Here is a 16,466-nt window from a genome sequence, read left to right on the forward strand (position 1 = left end):
AACTAAGGACTAATAACTCCATTAAAACAGTTTATAGCTGAAGTACAGGGTGTACGCGAAGACGCCGCGGCTCATGGGTTCAAAGAATTCCGAGGAATAAGCGGCGATTTTGGCATAAGTATCGAAACGGCCACCCATGGCAATTCTATCCGTCAAGTTGTATTCCGCAGAGGTGTAGTTCATCAGCAACATGTCCCAGCCATCGGCTCCATAGTGTGGTAGCGAGCCCGGAATCGTGTGCAGAGCATCGACAATCGTCTTGTTCTTGAAGCGGAACTTTTTCCCGATTGAAACTTCAATCCCCAACACATACTTTGCACCCATATTGTACTGGTAATTGTCCATATCCGATTCATATTCCGGGTGCACTTCACGAATCAGGTCATCGTAGCCCATATCCGTCGTGCCTAGCAGTATGAAGTAAATCTGGTGGTACATGCGGAAACGCATCGAGGGCAAAAGCCAAAGCGAAAAGTCAATACCCGTACCGACAGAGATTGTGCCAACCGTTGCGAAGTCACCATAGAACGTGCAATAATCGAGATACGTCGCAAAGTCCACCCAATGCCCACGGCCATGAACACCGGCGTTTGTAAGCTTGCCCGTCACGTCAAGCTGGAAAAGCGTCCCATCGGGGCCGACTTCACCGCGAGTGAACAAATTAAAGTAGTCAAACGGACGCTTGACCTTGCGGAACGGCTTGCCGTATTCAATTTCGGCACCGTACATAATATGCTTATCGTCCCAGCGCTGGTCCAAGTCATCCTCATTGCGGCCACCATAGCGATAGATGTTCCCGAAGTGCGAACCCGTTCCCAAGAAAATAGAAAGGTCCAACGGTGAGTTACCCGTGATGATATCGCGGTTGCCGAATATTTTTCTTTGTAAGTAAGCGGAATGAGCCATTCCAAATGCGCCGACCTGGTTGTACCATGCGGATTCATCAACGCCATAAAGTTTTCGCGAGAGTCTGTAGAGGACTTCGCCATAGACAGCGCCGCCAACCGATGTGGCAATCAAGTCGTTGATGGAAGGGTATTCCGTCTCGGCAAACATTTCCCACGTGTAGCTCCCCAATGCGGCAAACAAGAGGCTTCCGTAAAAACCATAGCCCGCGCCACGTGCAAAATTGTAGTAAGTCGCCCCCTGATACGGGTGTCCATAAAAGTTAATCGCCCAATGGTTATGGTCCCATTGCCAACCTTCCTTCATATTGCGTTTCCAGTATTTCGGCCCCGTGCGCGCATACCCTTTGTCCAAAACATAACGGTCCCACGCCCAAACAAATCCGTTAAAGCCAAGGACCTCCCCCAAGACGATAAGCGGGTAAACTTCTTTGGGCTTTTCTAGCGCATCGATGTCAACCGTGTCTTCGAACGTCGTATTCGTTACTGTGTAACCGACATTGATAGAATCTTCAGGAATCGTTTGGTCAGAAAATAAGGGCGCGCTCAAAGCGGCTACAGACAAAAACAATAGCGATGACAACAACTTGCGAAGCATTTTACTCTCTCTTTTTCATCAAAGCTAAAACTTTATCGAAAAATTTAAAGAGGAGTCTCGACGACTCCCCTAAAGTAGAGAATGAACGACAAATATTTAAGATAAATGGTTACTTTGCCTTGAGCAAGTTGTCGAAATAGACGATGGTCTTTTCGAGGCCCTGGCGGAGCGGAATGGTCGGTTCCCACTTGAGAGCGCTCTTGGCAAGCGTGATGTCCGGACGGCGCATCTTCGGATCGTCCCCCGGAAGCGGCTTGTAGACAATCTTGCTCTTGGAACCCGTGAGTTCAAGCACTTCCTTCGCAAGTTCGAGCATCGTGAATTCGCCAGGATTGCCGATGTTCACCGGTCCGATAATCTTGTCCTGGTTCATCATGCGGACAAAGCCTTCGATGAGGTCGTCCACGTAGCAGAAGCTGCGGGTCTGGCTGCCGTCACCGTAGATGGTGAGGTCTTCGCCATTGAGCGCCTGGACGATAAAGTTCGAAACGACGCGACCGTCGTTCGGGAGCATGCGCGGACCGTACGTATTGAAAATGCGGACGATGCGGATATCGACCTTGTTCTGACGGTGGTAATCCATGAAAAGCGTTTCGGCGACGCGTTTGCCTTCGTCATAGCAGCTGCGGATGCCGATGGGGTTCACGTTTCCCCAGTAGTCTTCGGTCTGCGGATGCACAGCCGGGTCGCCATAGACTTCGCTTGTAGAAGCCTGCAAGATGCGGGCCTTGACGCGCTTTGCAAGGCCGAGCATGTTGATTGCGCCCATGACGCTTGTCTTGATGGTCTTTACCGGGTTGAACTGGTAATGGATTGGGCTTGCCGGGCAGGCCAAGTTGAAAATGCGGTCCACTTCCAAAAGAATCGGTTCAGTCACATCGTGACGGATGAGTTCAAAATTGCGGTTGTCGCGCAGGTGGGCAACGTTAGCCATACGGCCTGTGAAGTAATTGTCCAAGCAAATGACTTCGTGACCGTCATTCAAAAGTCTTTCGCAAAGGTGACTTCCTAAGAATCCAGCACCACCAGTAACTAAACAACGCATAAAAAACTCCCATAAAGCGTCAAGATGTAAGAAATATAGTAAAGGAGAATAATAAAGGAGATGCCCGCTCGGTGGCGGGCATGACAATTCAGCATCGGGCATGACAGCTAGATGGCGGGGCAACGCCCGCCATAACAAATTCGAATTAAATTCTCATCGAGATGTCGAGAGCCTTGACGCTATGCGTGAGGGCGCCGACAGAGATAAAGTCGAGACCGAGCGTTGCAATCTGCTTCGCACGTTCGAGCGTCATGTTGCCAGAACCTTCCACGAGCACCTTGTCACCGCTTTCCTTGATAATCTTCAAGGCTTCGGCCATCATTTCGTTGCTCATATTGTCGAGCATGATGACGTCAACACCCTTGTTGAGAAGAGCGCGGAGCTGGTCGAAGTTTTCGACTTCCATTTCGACCATCAAGCCCTGCTTGTTGTTCTTCTTGACAACTTCAAGAGCTTCGAGCACGCCACCGGCAGCTGCAATGTGGTTGTCCTTCACAAGCACCATGTCAAAGAGGCCCATGCGGTGGTTGGAACCGCCACCGACGCGAACGGCGTACTTCTGCAACGTGCGGAAACCCGGAATCGTCTTGCGGGTGTCGAGAACCTTGGTCTTACCGCCCTTCAAAGCTTCCTGGAACGTGTGAGCCACAGTTGCCACACCGGAGAGTTGCTGGATGAAGTTCAAAAGCGTGCGTTCGCCCGTCAAAAGTTCGTGCGTTGTGCCATCGAGTTCGGCAATCAAGTCACCCTTCTTCACGACGTCACCATCTTTCTTGTGGAGCGTCACCTTGGCATTTGCCTTGAGTTCCTGAAACACGAGTTCGATAATCGGAAGGCCGGCGAGCACGCCATCTTCTTTGGCGATGAGGCGGGCATGCTGTTTCTGGTCCGCAGGAATGGTCCATTCGCTGGTCACGTCACCCGTGCGAACGTCTTCCGCCAAAGCGAGGCGGATCATGGTCAAAGCATCTTCGGTTGGGAATACTGGAGTAGAATTATCGCCGTACATTACTGTGCGCCTTTTCCGGTTAAAACAACATAAACTGTTCGAGCCAAAATCTGGAAGTCCAGAAGCAAGCTCATGTTCTCGTAATAGTACATGTCGTACTGGAGCTTGATCTGCACGTCTTCGATGCTCGTATCGTAGTGGTGGCAAACCTGAGCCCAGCCTGTGAGGCCCGGTTTCATCTTGAGGCGGCTGATGTAGAACGGGATCTGTTCACGGAGCTTGCCGATAAACACGGCACGTTCCGGACGCGGGCCCACCATGCTCATATCGCCTTTCAAAACACAAAGAATCTGCGGAAGTTCATCAATGCGGGTCTTGCGCAAGAAGCGGCCAATTCGTGTAATGCGCGGGTCCTTCTTGGTAGCCCACTGGGCACCGAACTTTTCAGCATCGGTACGCATCGTGCGGAACTTGTAGACCGTAAACGGCTTGCCGTAAAGGCCAATGCGTTCCTGCGAATAGAAAACCGGACCATGGTCATCGAGCTTGATTGCAATAGCGGCAAACAGGCAGACCGGGAGAGACAAAAGTCCGAGGAACAAGCCAAAAGCAATATCGATAATGCGCTTGACGCGAACCTGCCAAGGCGGCATCGTAAACGCAAAAAGTTCCTGCAATTCAAAACCGTAAACGAGGTTTGCCTTGAAGCGGCCATTCACGACGCTATAAAGTTCAGGAACAATGTAAATATGGAGCGGGAGTTCGCAAATCCAGACGAGCACGCGCATAATCTCTTGCGGAGAAGTACTTTCGTGCGCAATGATAATGCCGCTGACCTTGTACTTCTTGACAAGTGCAGGCAAATCGGAATACTTGCCGAGAACCGGAACCTTCGCAAACTTTTTCGGCAAGACCTGGTAGCGTTCATCGACAAAGCCAACAACACGCTGACCACGAGCCGGAGTCTTCGCCAAGTCACGGGCAATCTTTTTACCCGCTTCAGTAGCGCCAAGCACGAGAATGTTGTTCGCCCCATAGCCCTTACGGAGCAATGCCCGCAAAAAGACATAGATGAGCATACGGAACAGGCCGACAAGCAAAATTGCAAGGCCGCCGTAAATAAAAATCCACGGGAACCGGGAACCATAGAGGTAGCCTTCATTGAGCGGTTGGTTCGTAAAGACCTTCCCCATGAACTCGGCACCGAAGAGACAAACTATAATCAAGACCACACCGATTACAACAGCGCGAAGTACACGCAGCACCTGGTGTGTTCTTGATAACAAAAGCCAGGAACGATACAATCCGGCAAAGGCAAACAAGGTCAGCCACCCGATATTCAAGACGAGTCCAAACTGCCAATAGCTTGCGAACGTCTTGCTCGGGTCGAACTTGTCTACGATAAGGCCACTATGGAACTGAACCCAAAACGCCAAGGCGAAGCAAATCGACAAAGCTGCAAAATCCGAGAGGATTAAGAGAATTCGTTCCATAGTAGTTGCGCGAATCATATACGACCTTTAATTAAGCGAGGAAGCGGATAACCTGGCTCTTCTCAACGATTTCAGAGAGAGAGTTCACTGCATCGACAGCCTTGGAAAGCTTGCTGTCGAGAGTCTTTTCCGTAATCACGACGATGGACACCTTGCCCGGGTCGTTCACGTTCTTCTGGATAATCGTTTCGATAGAGATGTTGTTGTCTGCAAGGATCTTCGTAATCTTGGCGAGCACACCGCAAGCGTCACGGGACGTGAAGCGGAGGTAGTAGCGGGCGCTAGTTTCGGAGATAGGAACGAGCGTTGCAGAGTTTTCGACGTTGAACCAGCCCATCGGGAGTGCCTTGCGGCTGCCCTGGTCGGTAGAACGAGCGAGAGACACGAGGTCGGCAACAACTGCAGATGCGGTCGGGAGGCGGCCTGCACCGGCACCGGTCTGAACCGTTTCGCCGAGGTTGTCGCACTTGAGGTAAACAGCATTGATGACGCCGTTCACGTTAGAAAGCAAGTTCGTGTTCGGGACGAAGCACGGATGGACACGGGCGTCCACGCGGTCACCTTCACGGTGGTAGATGCCGAGGAGCTTCACGCAGCAGCCAAGTTCCTTGGCAAATGCGATATCCTGGGCGGTAATCTTGGAAATACCGGTAACGTGAATCTTTTCGAAGTCCACGCGCTTGCCGCTGCAAAGGCTTGCGAGGAGGGCCGTCTTGTGGGCGGAGTCGATACCTTCGATATCGAAAGTCGGGTCTGCTTCGGCAAAGCCGAGCTTTTGGGCGTCCTTCAAGACGACGTCGAAGTCGAGACCTTCTTCGGCCATGCGGCTCAAGATGTAGTTGCAAGTACCGTTAATGATGCAGCTCAGGTGTTCCACCGTAGAACCGAGCAGGCCTTCCTGCAGGCTACGGATAATAGGAATGCCACCGCCGACAGCGGCTTCGAACAGGACATGCAAGCCCTTCTTTGCAGCAAGCGGGAAAATTTCGTGACCGTACTTGGCGAGGAGAGCCTTGTTAGCCGTCACCACGTGCTTGCCGCTTTCGAGAGCAGCGAGGATCCACTTGCGCGGCATGTTGTAGCCACCGGCGAGTTCCACGAGCACGTCGATATCGTCGCCAGCAATCATTTCGTCGGCATTGGTCGAGACCTTGTAGCCCTTAGCCTTGTACGGGGCCACTTCTTCTTCGGACTTGGCGCAAATGCAGGAGAGTTCCAACTCAACGCCAAGCTTTTCCTTATATTCGGCAATCTTCTGTTCAAGAATCTGAATGACACCACCACCAACGGTACCCGTGCCAATTAAACCAATACGCAACATATAGCGTCTCCATTTTAAATTTTACGCGCTATAATGTAGAAAAAATCAGTCCAATGTTTTCAACAGGGAATCCAGACGGTGGGTTATTTGCTCGGCACCCGCACGACAGAGGTGGTCATCATCGTAATTCATGCCTTTCAGATAATCGTGTTTCCCCATCTTGTGCTGGTCAAAGAACGTGAAATTGCTGTACTTTTTAGTCAAAGATTCAATCTGTTCGATGATTTCAGGAGCATCGCTATTGCGCAACCCGTACTTTCCGTAAGCATTCACGTTCTTGTAATTCGGATTTTGCGGCATTTCTACCCCAATCACCTTAATTCCTTTTTGACCTGCGAGCTCTATAATTTCGGTCAAGTAGAGCAAAGTTTCTTCAAGACGGACTCGCCCCGTATCTAGCCATGCCGTATCGCGTTCCGCATAAACAGACGACCTCCAGTTGCCACAGCTGTTCAAAGGCATTGCCCCACGCCCAGTCAAGTTAGCCGCATAAGAAGACACCTTGGGCACTTCATGCGTCATTTCCTTAAGACCTTCTGGAATGCCGGACTTCCAGAAATCGTGATTGGCATCGTAAACATACCCCTTGATATTTTGGCTCCTAAGATTAAAGAAACTATTCTGTTTTGTCAGCCATAGCCTATCAAGTGCAATTTCTATGATAATGTACTTCAGCTTTTTATAATGTGGCAACACGTAGTTCAACGCCATATAATAGGAAGAATGCATACACCCGTGCGCACTCGCTAGATTGACTACCGAAAACTGATCACTGAACAAGGCCGGAATTATACCGTGCTGAGGCCTTGAAGACCCCAAAATAACGACATCCGCAGAATCCCAATAAGTCCAGACAAGTTCCATCTTATAACTCCAGTGCGCTTCCTGGAATTCATTGTCTTTCACATAAAAACCCGCACTATCTTCATCCAACAAAACGTTCTTCATTACACTTTCTGAAGAACTGGAGCTAGCCGCTTCACGAACCCAAAGACTCGGATGCCACAATTCATCGCCTTCGACAAGATATGTAATAGAGCTATCGGGCAAATGGACGAGGACAATTTTTGAATGAGCGCCATCCGAATTTGTAAAGGTCGCCACAATATTCTGGTTCACGCGCCCAGTCACCCATTCAGGATGGTCAAAAGCATAACCATAAGGAGCCTTTACATATTGAATAAGTTTTCCGGTACTATCCGCCACAAATAGAATTTCATGAACCTTGTACTTATCGCCCACAAATTTTTCACCCGTGGCGCTATGGAAATCGAGAAATGACGTACGCTTGCTAAAATCTCTCGAAAGCGACACATTGCAAGATTGTTCCCCATTATACCAGACAGTCTCTTTTCCGTTGACATTAGCCCGAAGAATTTTCGACCCCGTAACGGCAAGCCTTCCGTCTTCGCTGACACCACCATGGTACGAACCATCAAACAACTTAACAGGTTTTCCGAACTTTCCGTTTGCAAAAGGAACTTGCCACGTGCTCATGCTCTTGAAGGATTTTTCGCTCGAATTGTTACCGGCTCCCGTCACATAGGTAATAACGGTATCGCCACTTTCTAAAACATTCCAGCGAGGAATCGCGGCACTTTCTACATCCAATTTCACAATACCAGAGTTGCCATCATCCAAATTACGGACATAAACCTGAGACTTGCGATCTAGCCCCTCAATACCCGTACAATAGGCAACCTTGCTCCCATCCGGTGAAATATCCGGGTGATAAGCCGGCACCGAATCCACTAGTTCAACAACTTTACTTTCGTTGTCATAATCAATGTAATTGAGGTTCCCTGTAGCTTCGTTCTTAAAGACAAGCTTAACTTTGGATGTCTTTGTGTAATCCCACAGTTTCAATACCGATGAAACCACTTTGACAGGAGAATTTACGATTTTTCCGCCTTGATCCAAAAAAGCCGCATCAGGGATTACGCCAATCGCCAAACGAAATCCAATATAGTCATCATAGGTAGATGGACTTACAGGATACGTTCCCCCTCTTGAATAAAGGCTTGACGAAGCTCCACCCTTGATAATTCGCTCATCGACATCATTTGTACTGGAAGCGCCCGCATAATTTATCATGACCTCATTTTTGAAAATACCCTTGTAGTCGTTGACATACTCCTTCTCTCTTTCGAAGCAATCCAGGCATTTATCTTTTTGTGAGGCCACCTTAACCCATTCCGCTTCGGTCGGAAGCCTAAACCCCTTCCTATTGAGATGGAAAGATAGCCCTGCAAGATTCACGCAACGGCCGTCTTTGTCAAATTCCGCACTAGAATATTCATAGACAGTGTCCAAATTTTCTGTTTTACTTTTTTCATTCGCAAAGAGAACGGCATCAAAAAAAGTCACATTGACAACAGGCAAGCTATCCGGGCCACAATCGATGCGATTTTCAACAACCGATTCATCAATGACCGACTTAAATTCACCACAAGTTACCTTATGGACGTCCACCCAATAATCATAGTCGAGCAAGACTTCCATTTCCGGAGATTCGTCTATTTTGGCACCGTTCTTATTTGTGCCCAGTATAACAGTATCCTTGGACCCCTCGACAAGCAACATTTGCCTCTGCATTCCCGAATACGGCAAAACCTCGGTTGGTCCCCCATCCGATTGGCATCCCGCAAAAAATACCGCAAAGACAATTGCCCCTAAAAGCTTAAATATCATTTTCTATCCTTCTGCAAAAAATCTAATAAAAAAAGTCCGTATTGCAAACATTGATTTACAACGCCTAAAAAATGGCCTTGATTAAAAGCAATTCTCTTTTTTATATATTTAGGCGCATGGAACAGGAAGCAGTAAATCCGACTATCGGTTCAATCCTTAACGAGCAAAAGTTAAAGAATATCGTTTACCCCGCAAGGCTCTTCAAGGCGAGGTTGAACGAGGAATTTTTGCGCGCGAACCGCACCCGCAAGCCTTTCCTTTTCATCAAGATTTATTCGCACCAGTACGACGTGCTCGGCTGGGGCCGTCCGTCCAAAATTGTCGAAAACACGTGGAAAATCAGCGTTCTTACGATGTTTTCGCACCTGCGCTTTATCGACGTTCTCGGTTATCTGAGCGACAATAGCGGTATCGGCATCATCCTCTTGAATTCCGACATGAGCACGCTCGAAGGCATCCGCAAGGAGATCCTCCACAAGCTCAATGACGCAGGGCTCATCCAGGCACTCCGCCACAAGCCCAAGGCCCCTATTTTCCAGGCATACCTTTACACCGGATACCAGGAAAAGGACAACCTCGAAATGGACGACAAGTTGAAGGAATTCAACAGCACTAACGGAAGCTTCTTCACGCTGAACCGTTTGAACCTTTCTGACATCTGGGTCCACCCGCACAAGATCCGCTTTAGGCACATCATCAAGAGGATTGTAGACATCACCTGCACGTCTGTTGCATTGATTGTACTCTCTCCGCTCCTGCTGTTCTGTGCGCTCGCCGTCAAAATCAGCGACCCGAAGGGCCCGGTCATCTTCAAGCAGACTCGCGTTGGCAAGAACGGCGCGTTGTTCACCATGTACAAGTTCCGCAGCATGTACGTTGACGCCGAAGAACGCAAAAAAGAACTCATGGCCCAGAACGAGACTGGCGGCAAGACCTTCAAGATGAAGAACGACCCGCGTATTTACCCGTTCGGACACGTTCTCCGCAAGTTCAGCCTCGATGAACTGCCGCAGCTCATCAACATTCTCAAAGGCGACATGTCCATTGTCGGACCTCGCCCGCCGATTCCGTCTGAAGTGGCTGAATACGAGCCGTGGCACCGCATGCGCCTTTCCGTGACGCCGGGCCTTACCTGCATTTGGCAGGTCAGTGGCCGCAGCAACATCCCGTTCGAAGGTCAGATGCGCCTTGACAACGACTATATCCGTCGCGATGGTAAGCTCGGGGACGACTTCAAGCTCATCTTGAAGACGTTCAAGGTCGTGTTCAAGGGCGACGGCGCTTACTAGCGCCTGTGGCGCAGTTAGCAGAGCTTAGTCCGCTCCGCTCTTAGAACTTAGTTATTTTCTTTTAGAGAAAAGAGAGATGTTCTAAGTTCTAAAATTCTTGAAACTCCTTATTACTTTTAGTATCTTTAACTCTCGGTGTATGGTCGAACCGGTGTAGGGATATATCCGGTGTAATTTAGGAGTGTAAAATGAGAAAATACTTGTCTTTAACGGCATTGCTCGCTTCTAGCGCACTTGCCGCAAGCGTAACGGTTAACCCCGCCTCCACCGCCCAGAAAGTTACGGGTTTCGGTGGCGCAAGCGTTTACTACCAGAGCTGGATCAAGAACCTCCCCGCAGCAGACCAAGAAGCCCTTTTCGACACCGCATTCACGGGTCTTAACATTTCTTTGCTCCGCGTGGGTAACTGGTACCAGGACGAAGACATCACAAAAATCCAGGACGACATCGACATCGTCAAGGCCGCCAAGACCCGCCTCGGCGACCACATGAAAATCCAGATGTCCAGCTGGTCTGCTCCGGCAAAGCTCAAGCCGAGCGGCAACTTGAACGGTAAAGTGGACGGACAAAAGATCAAGAGCCAGAACACGCTCAAGCCCTCGAACAGCGACCCGTATGGCAAATACGTCTACAGTGATTTTGCCAACTGGTGGAAGAAGAGCCTCGAAGCCTACAAGGCCGCAGGCATCTCTCCGGACTATGTTTCTCTCCAGAACGAACCAGACATGGAAGCCGATTATGAAGAAACTCTCTTCGAACCGACAGAAACTAACGAAATCGCCGGTTACAAGGAAGCCTTGAACGCCGTCTATGACGCCGTGAAGGGACAGACCAAGCTAATCGGCCCGGAACCGCTCGGTATTGGCTACAGCAACTTTGAAAAGTACGCCAAGGAACTCGACGCCAACAAACTCGACGGCTACTCCTACCACCTTTACCATGCCGGTGACGGAAACGACAACTCCGGCAACAACTACCTCGATCCGGAAAACTTCCGCAAGCCGATGAAGGCCATCGCCGACGTTTACGGTAAGGGCGACAAGCCCATCATCATGACGGAATTCTGCCCGATGCTCGACGAACCGCGCGAAAAGGACATGCTCGGTCTCGCCCAGATCATGCAGATTGGCTTTACCGACGGTCGCCTCTCTGGCTACATCGCCTGGCAGCTTTTCTGGGGTTACCACTCCCAGATGATTGGCGTCTGCCCGGGTGCAGGCTGGGACCTCGACGGCAGCGGCAAGTACGTCTGTGACGACGCCGGCTTCAAGATTTTCCCGGAATACCACGCCATGCGCCACTATTCCAAGTTCGTGAACCCGGGGGCAAGCGTCATTGCCACCGCAACTGACGACGCAAACCTCAAGACGGTCGCCTTCCTCAGCGCAAACGGCGATTCCATCTCGACCATCCTTATCAATACGGGTAGCACCGCCATCCAGCTCGACAATCCGGCCATCACAGGCTACGGCCTCGTTACCGCCGTGCAGTCCAAGGAAAACGGCCTCAAGAGCAAGAACATCTCTGTTGCAGCATGCACCGTTCTCCCGGCACGTTCCATCACGACTCTCGTTTATAAGAAGGGCGCAGCAGCAGCCACAGTTGCAACCTGCAAGGACGAGACAAGCGATGCAAGCTACGTCGAACCGATTATCGTTCCGACAGATGACGTTGTGATTGTCGACTACACGACTTCGACCGACGTTTCTGGCTGGCAGGCCATGGATGACAAGCTCTCCGACGTCACCTACGGCACAACTGCCATCGACGGCATTGCAGGCTACGCCAGCGTTCCGCTCGCCGGCTGCGACCAGTCCGAAGAATCTTGCGGCTACCAGAACCAGCTCTTGAACATCAGCACCGAAGGCGCCAAGGCTCTCGCCTCTTGTGCAAGCCTCGTCATCACGATGCGTAGCCAGGGCACTTCTGACGCTTACGTGAACGTGGGCGGCGCTGCAGGTGGTAGCTGGGTCGATTACGAATACGGCAAGCTCGCCGCAGGTTCCAAGTGGAGCGAAACCAAGGTCTCCCTCAAGAAGGAAGGCGAAAACGGTTCTACCGCCCTCACCTTCAACAGCGAATCCGCAGGCATCTACATTGCAAAGATTGTCGCCACGGGCTGCACGGGCACGGGCTCTATCAAGATGACCCGCCGCTCCATCGTCAACGACTCTAAGACTCAGGCTTACATTTTTGACATGAACGGCAACCTTGTATGGAAGGGCCGCAAGGGCGAAGCCCTCAACGACAACGGCACGCTCAAGCCGAGCATCCGCCAGGGCGCCTACATTTTGAAGACAAAGTCTAACGCCCAACGCGTCTTCAAGAAGTAAAGACTATTTCTATTATTCATTAAAACGGTCCGCAAACGCGGGCCGTTTTTCGTTTTTTCAACTTTTTACAAAAGAAAACGGGCCAAACGGGCGCGAAAAGCGTGTTAATGTAATAGGTAGGGGACGTTCCTTACCGTTATAAGGATATTCAAATGGTAAATGATAATAATACAACTACAAAACCATATATCGTCAAAAACGCAGATGGCGTAGAATACTTGCTCCCGTATTATCCGGCGACTTTCCGTGCGTTGCTGGATGACAAGGACACGATTCGTGACCTGCTGAATAGTATTCTTGAACTTGACCATGACCACGAAATCGTAGACCTCAGTTACGCATTCGAAAAGTATATCGACGTGTTTATGCCGGGCGATGAACCCATGCGACTTGACGTGTGGGTGTCGACACGTGACAATCGCTTCATGAATATCGAGTTGCAAAACCGCGAACATCCGTTCTTTTTGGACCGTATGCAACTTTACAACGCGTATCTAACGATACGTGGCAAGCATGATTATAATCGGTCGGAACAGTTCCTTGCGATGTCCGAAAAGGAAAAGATGGCTCATTATTACGAGGTTCCTGAAACTGTTTCCATTTGGCTTTGTAGGTTCCCGATTTTGGAGCCGAGGGAAATCTACAAGGATACATGGACGCTGTATAGCAAACACGATGTAAAGACGGGAAAGGCCTTGCCGCTGTTCCCGAAAAATAAATATATTATTGTCGATTTGGTGAAGTTCTTGAAGCTTCGCAAGGGCGTGAACTCCCGTGAAGATTTCTGGCTTAGGCTTATTTCAAGGGGCCCGCTTGAAGTCCCCGAATCGGAATACCCTCTTCTTAAGAATGCTTTGGATCGCCTGCGGGTAAGCAATGCGGATCCTGAACTTTTGAAAAAAATGGAGCAATTCATGTTCGACGAAATGCATGCATACGATGCCGTTATTGCTGAGAATTTTCTCAAGGGTAAGACTGAAGGAAAGGCTGAAGGCTAGTCGGAAGGCAAAACTGAAGGTCATGCCGATGCTATAAGCGTTATGCAGGCAATGGGCTTGCCCCCAGAGAAAATTGCTGAGGCGAAGGCACGGCTTGAAGCTTTGAAATCGAAGTAATAGTTATTGATTACATTTCTAATAAACGGCAGGCTTTATGTCTGTCGTTTGTTTTTTATTAAGGTCGTACGTATTTCAAAGCTTCCTGAATCGGAGGTTCTTGCAATCAAGGCGGAGATTGAGAAGCAATAAATTATTGTTGTACGTCATTGCGAGGCGGTTACGCCGAAACAATCTCTGCTCGCTTTACGGGGGCGTTCCCAAAAAACACTTTGCAGATGACAACAGTCGCCTAGCCCAATGGTTGCGAGCAATTGATTCTTTAAACCGAGGTGCAGATTTTAGCGAGTATGCGCAAGACCCGGTGTTCAGACTATTGCAAAACGAAGTGAAAATGAGTAACTTTAGCTCAAGATACCTTATGACGGAGGCTATGATGGTGCTCGACAAGGATTACATATTCTATGATGCTCAGGATAAAAAGGCTCGCGAAGTGGCAAAAGATTTGCTTGTTGAAGGTGATTCTGTAGAAAAGGTCGTACGAATTTCAAAGCTTTCTGAAGCAGATGTCCTTGCCATCAAGGCGGAGATCGAGAAGCAATAAATTATCGATGTACGTCATTGCGAGGCGGTTGCGCCGAAGCAATCTTTTTTAGCTCGGATTTATATCCGGGCCTTTTTTGTGCAAGCTGAGCGGATTTTAGAAATGGGCGATAAAAACGCCAAAAGGCACCTGGTGGAGAGCCAGGTGCCTTGGAGCTGTATTATGTGAGACTTAAATTAATCGACGTCAGCGATGCAGCGGATCGGGAGGGCAAGTGTCTTGGTGTATGCATCGAATGTCGTTTCAAGTACATTCGAGTCATGCGGGTACATCAAAGCAATAGCCTTTGCGCCATCAGCTTCCTGATCAGTATTAGACCACAGGAATGCATCGTCAGCACTCATAAGAGTCGTTTTAGCAACTTCCTTCTCTGTTTCAGGATCAACAACAAATTCAACATTGTAGTAACCAGAAGCAGCCACATTAAACGACTTCAGCAATTCTCTCGATTCAACAAGAGTCTGGAGTTCTTCCTTAGTCGGAAGTCTCCAACCTTCAGGGCAAGCACCGGTAACAAGCTTGTGGGACTCGAGTTCATCACCCTCGACTGCGTTAATGAAGGCTTCCGGAAGAGTGGAAGTGGTTCTAACATCACCGGCACCTGTTGCAGAAGCCCAAGTGTAGTAACGGAAGCCATCTTCACCCGCATAGTTTTCATAAGCATCCTTTTCAAAGTACATGACCTTACCACCGACCTTAATTTTGTCATTTTCAATTAACGGCAACTTGTATTCGAAGGCGAGGTTTTCACCCATCCACCAGTTGCTGCCTACCTTAACCACTGAGTAGACGTGGTTATCACGTCTATCGCAGAACTGATTCTTGGGAGAGAACGTCTTATCGCCGCACTTGTTGAACACCATTTCGAGTTCTTCATCGCAGAACTGAGTCGGCTTCACCTTGTACTGATCAAGTTTCACAAAGAAATCATTCACACTTTCCCTAGAGTAAGGCGAGCTAGCTCCATAAATGAAACTGAAGAGTTCTGCACGAGCATCGAGATCTTCTTCATCGGCATCACGAACAATCCGAGACTTATTGAGATCGATAATAATGTCATCAATTTTCGTATATCTTGCGCAATAAGTCATAATAGAGTCTTTGGTTCTATCATTAGTCGTACCGCAGAACTCATAATCACCGAATTCCTTGCCACCGCACTTCTTGGTAATGAAGCCGTTCCAGCAGAATTCATCGGCCTTAGGAGCACGCATGCTAATATCTTCAACTTTAACTTCTACCTGATCTTTGAATTCAACGTCAATACACATCGGCGTGACAACACCAGCTTCGCAGTATTCAGAAGAGATGTTATAAGCGACCTTCTTTGCATCTGTTCCGCACTTATCGAAAAGTGTAGTGAGAACGCAGAACTGATCGGCCGGATCATAGGTCTTATCACCGCACATGGCCTTAGCAATGACCACAGGTTCGGCATCACCGCACTTCACGGTAACAACACCTTCGCCATTGTCCGTGCTAACGCAGCTCGTACCATCCGTCACAGAACCAACGAGTTTGTCATCGCAGTACATCTTAAGCTCATCACCATCCTTCTTGGCAGTGCAGCTTGTACCGCTCTTACCGTTCCAAACCGTTCCACCGGTTCCGTCATCGCAAGTCATCTGGATGCCCTTAGTGCCATCCTTGTCTGCGGTTTCCTTAACCGTGCAGCTCTTGTTCTTGAGAACAGTAGAGGTAGTACCGCAAGTAATCTTGATACCTTCTTCGGCTTCAGAGGTCGTACAAGATTCGCCCTTGGCACCATTCTTCAACGTACCAACTTCCTTGTTTCCGCAAAGCACCTTGTAACCGTCGGTAATCGGCTCAACCTTGCAGCTTTCACCAGTCTTACCGGTATCACCCTTAGCACCAGTAGCACCAGCAATACCTTGCTTACCCGTTGCACCAGTCTTACCATTTAACAAGACGCCAACAGAATCCCCTCCGCAGAGCACCTTGTAGCCGGATTCGTCCTTCAAGGACTTGACTTCGCAGCTTGCGCCATCGGCACCATTAAGGCCATTGACGCCGTTAACACCGTCTTTTCCGTCTTCACCGGAACAAGCGATGAGACCAAACATGAGTGCGGCACAACCCGCAACACTGAGCTTTGCGTAATGCATAATATGCTCCCTTGTTGAATTTTCTCCAATCTTTGTGAAAAACTTTCACAAAACAAA

General features: G+C 49.4%; 11 protein-coding genes. 4 read left to right on the plus strand and 7 right to left on the minus strand.

The window, feature by feature from the left end; translation table 11 throughout:
* Nucleotides 1-21 precede the first annotated feature (21 nt).
* The 6 genes from B7982_RS09490 to B7982_RS09515 form a co-directional block, all read right to left on the minus strand.
* On the minus strand, nt 22-1,503 hold the full coding sequence (locus B7982_RS09490; RefSeq protein ID WP_088660527.1) for a DUF3943 domain-containing protein: 1,482 nt from the start codon (nt 1,501-1,503) through the stop codon (nt 22-24).
* A gap of 109 nt (nt 1,504-1,612) precedes the next feature.
* Entirely contained in the window at nt 1,613-2,548 is a 936-nt protein-coding gene (locus B7982_RS09495; protein ID WP_088660528.1) for a UDP-glucuronic acid decarboxylase family protein, read from the minus strand.
* 145 nt (nt 2,549-2,693) lie between these two features.
* Complete coding sequence (gene nadC / locus B7982_RS09500) at nt 2,694-3,557, minus strand: carboxylating nicotinate-nucleotide diphosphorylase (RefSeq protein ID WP_073423287.1); 864 nt, start codon at nt 3,555-3,557, stop codon at nt 2,694-2,696.
* Entirely contained in the window at nt 3,557-4,990 is a 1,434-nt protein-coding gene (locus B7982_RS09505; protein ID WP_233138476.1) for a sugar transferase, read from the minus strand. Before B7982_RS09505 ends, nadC begins: the two co-directional genes overlap by 1 nt.
* 31 nt (nt 4,991-5,021) lie before the next feature.
* Nucleotides 5,022-6,311: a homoserine dehydrogenase gene (locus B7982_RS09510; protein WP_088660530.1), complete on the minus strand. Its 1,290-nt coding sequence runs from the start codon at nt 6,309-6,311 to the stop codon at nt 5,022-5,024.
* A gap of 45 nt (nt 6,312-6,356) precedes the next feature.
* Nucleotides 6,357-8,906, minus strand: coding sequence for a TIGR02171 family protein (locus tag B7982_RS09515; RefSeq protein ID WP_233138477.1), 2,550 nt, complete (start codon nt 8,904-8,906; stop codon nt 6,357-6,359).
* Between the two features lie 212 nt (nt 8,907-9,118).
* On the opposite strand from B7982_RS09515, the gene B7982_RS09520 reads away from it, so the two are divergent.
* The 4 genes from B7982_RS09520 (at nt 9,119) to B7982_RS14795 (ending at nt 14,283) form a co-directional block, all read left to right on the plus strand.
* A complete protein-coding gene (locus B7982_RS09520) occupies nt 9,119-10,291 on the plus strand; it encodes a sugar transferase (RefSeq protein WP_088660532.1) in 1,173 nt (390 codons plus the stop codon).
* A 188-nt stretch (nt 10,292-10,479) separates the two neighbouring features.
* Nucleotides 10,480-12,624: a glycoside hydrolase family 30 beta sandwich domain-containing protein gene (locus B7982_RS09525; protein ID WP_088660533.1), complete on the plus strand. Its 2,145-nt coding sequence runs from the start codon at nt 10,480-10,482 to the stop codon at nt 12,622-12,624.
* A 152-nt stretch (nt 12,625-12,776) separates the two neighbouring features.
* Nucleotides 12,777-13,622, plus strand: a complete 846-nt coding sequence (locus B7982_RS09530; protein ID WP_233138478.1) for an Rpn family recombination-promoting nuclease/putative transposase — start codon at nt 12,777-12,779, stop codon at nt 13,620-13,622.
* Between the two features lie 451 nt (nt 13,623-14,073).
* Nucleotides 14,074-14,283, plus strand: coding sequence for a hypothetical protein (locus B7982_RS14795; protein WP_144065949.1), 210 nt, complete (start codon nt 14,074-14,076; stop codon nt 14,281-14,283).
* Between the two features lie 176 nt (nt 14,284-14,459).
* On the opposite strand, the gene B7982_RS09535 is transcribed toward B7982_RS14795, so the two are convergent.
* The gene (locus B7982_RS09535) at nt 14,460-16,409 is read right to left on the minus strand and encodes an FISUMP domain-containing protein (protein ID WP_088660534.1); all 1,950 of its coding nucleotides are present in this window, start codon (nt 16,407-16,409) and stop codon (nt 14,460-14,462) included.
* Nucleotides 16,410-16,466: the final 57 nt, after the last annotated feature.

The organism is Fibrobacter sp. UWB2 (genome assembly GCF_002210425.1).
Taxonomy (GTDB): Bacteria; Fibrobacterota; Fibrobacteria; order Fibrobacterales; family Fibrobacteraceae; genus Fibrobacter; species Fibrobacter elongatus.

Coding starts and splice junctions, on each gene's coding strand:
- B7982_RS09530 (WP_233138478.1), top strand. CDS start 12,777: ATGGTAAATGATAATAATACAACTACAAAACCATATATCGTCAAAAAC.
- B7982_RS09510 (WP_088660530.1), bottom strand. CDS start 6,311: ATGTTGCGTATTGGTTTAATTGGCACGGGTACCGTTGGTGGTGGTGTC.
- B7982_RS09525 (WP_088660533.1), top strand. CDS start 10,480: ATGAGAAAATACTTGTCTTTAACGGCATTGCTCGCTTCTAGCGCACTT.
- B7982_RS14795 (WP_144065949.1), top strand. CDS start 14,074: ATGAGTAACTTTAGCTCAAGATACCTTATGACGGAGGCTATGATGGTG.
- B7982_RS09535 (WP_088660534.1), bottom strand. CDS start 16,409: ATGCATTACGCAAAGCTCAGTGTTGCGGGTTGTGCCGCACTCATGTTT.
- B7982_RS09490 (WP_088660527.1), bottom strand. CDS start 1,503: ATGCTTCGCAAGTTGTTGTCATCGCTATTGTTTTTGTCTGTAGCCGCT.
- B7982_RS09520 (WP_088660532.1), top strand. CDS start 9,119: ATGGAACAGGAAGCAGTAAATCCGACTATCGGTTCAATCCTTAACGAG.
- B7982_RS09495 (WP_088660528.1), bottom strand. CDS start 2,548: ATGCGTTGTTTAGTTACTGGTGGTGCTGGATTCTTAGGAAGTCACCTT.
- B7982_RS09515 (WP_233138477.1), bottom strand. CDS start 8,906: ATGCAGAGGCAAATGTTGCTTGTCGAGGGGTCCAAGGATACTGTTATA.
- B7982_RS09505 (WP_233138476.1), bottom strand. CDS start 4,990: ATGGAACGAATTCTCTTAATCCTCTCGGATTTTGCAGCTTTGTCGATT.
- nadC (WP_073423287.1), bottom strand. CDS start 3,557: ATGTACGGCGATAATTCTACTCCAGTATTCCCAACCGAAGATGCTTTG.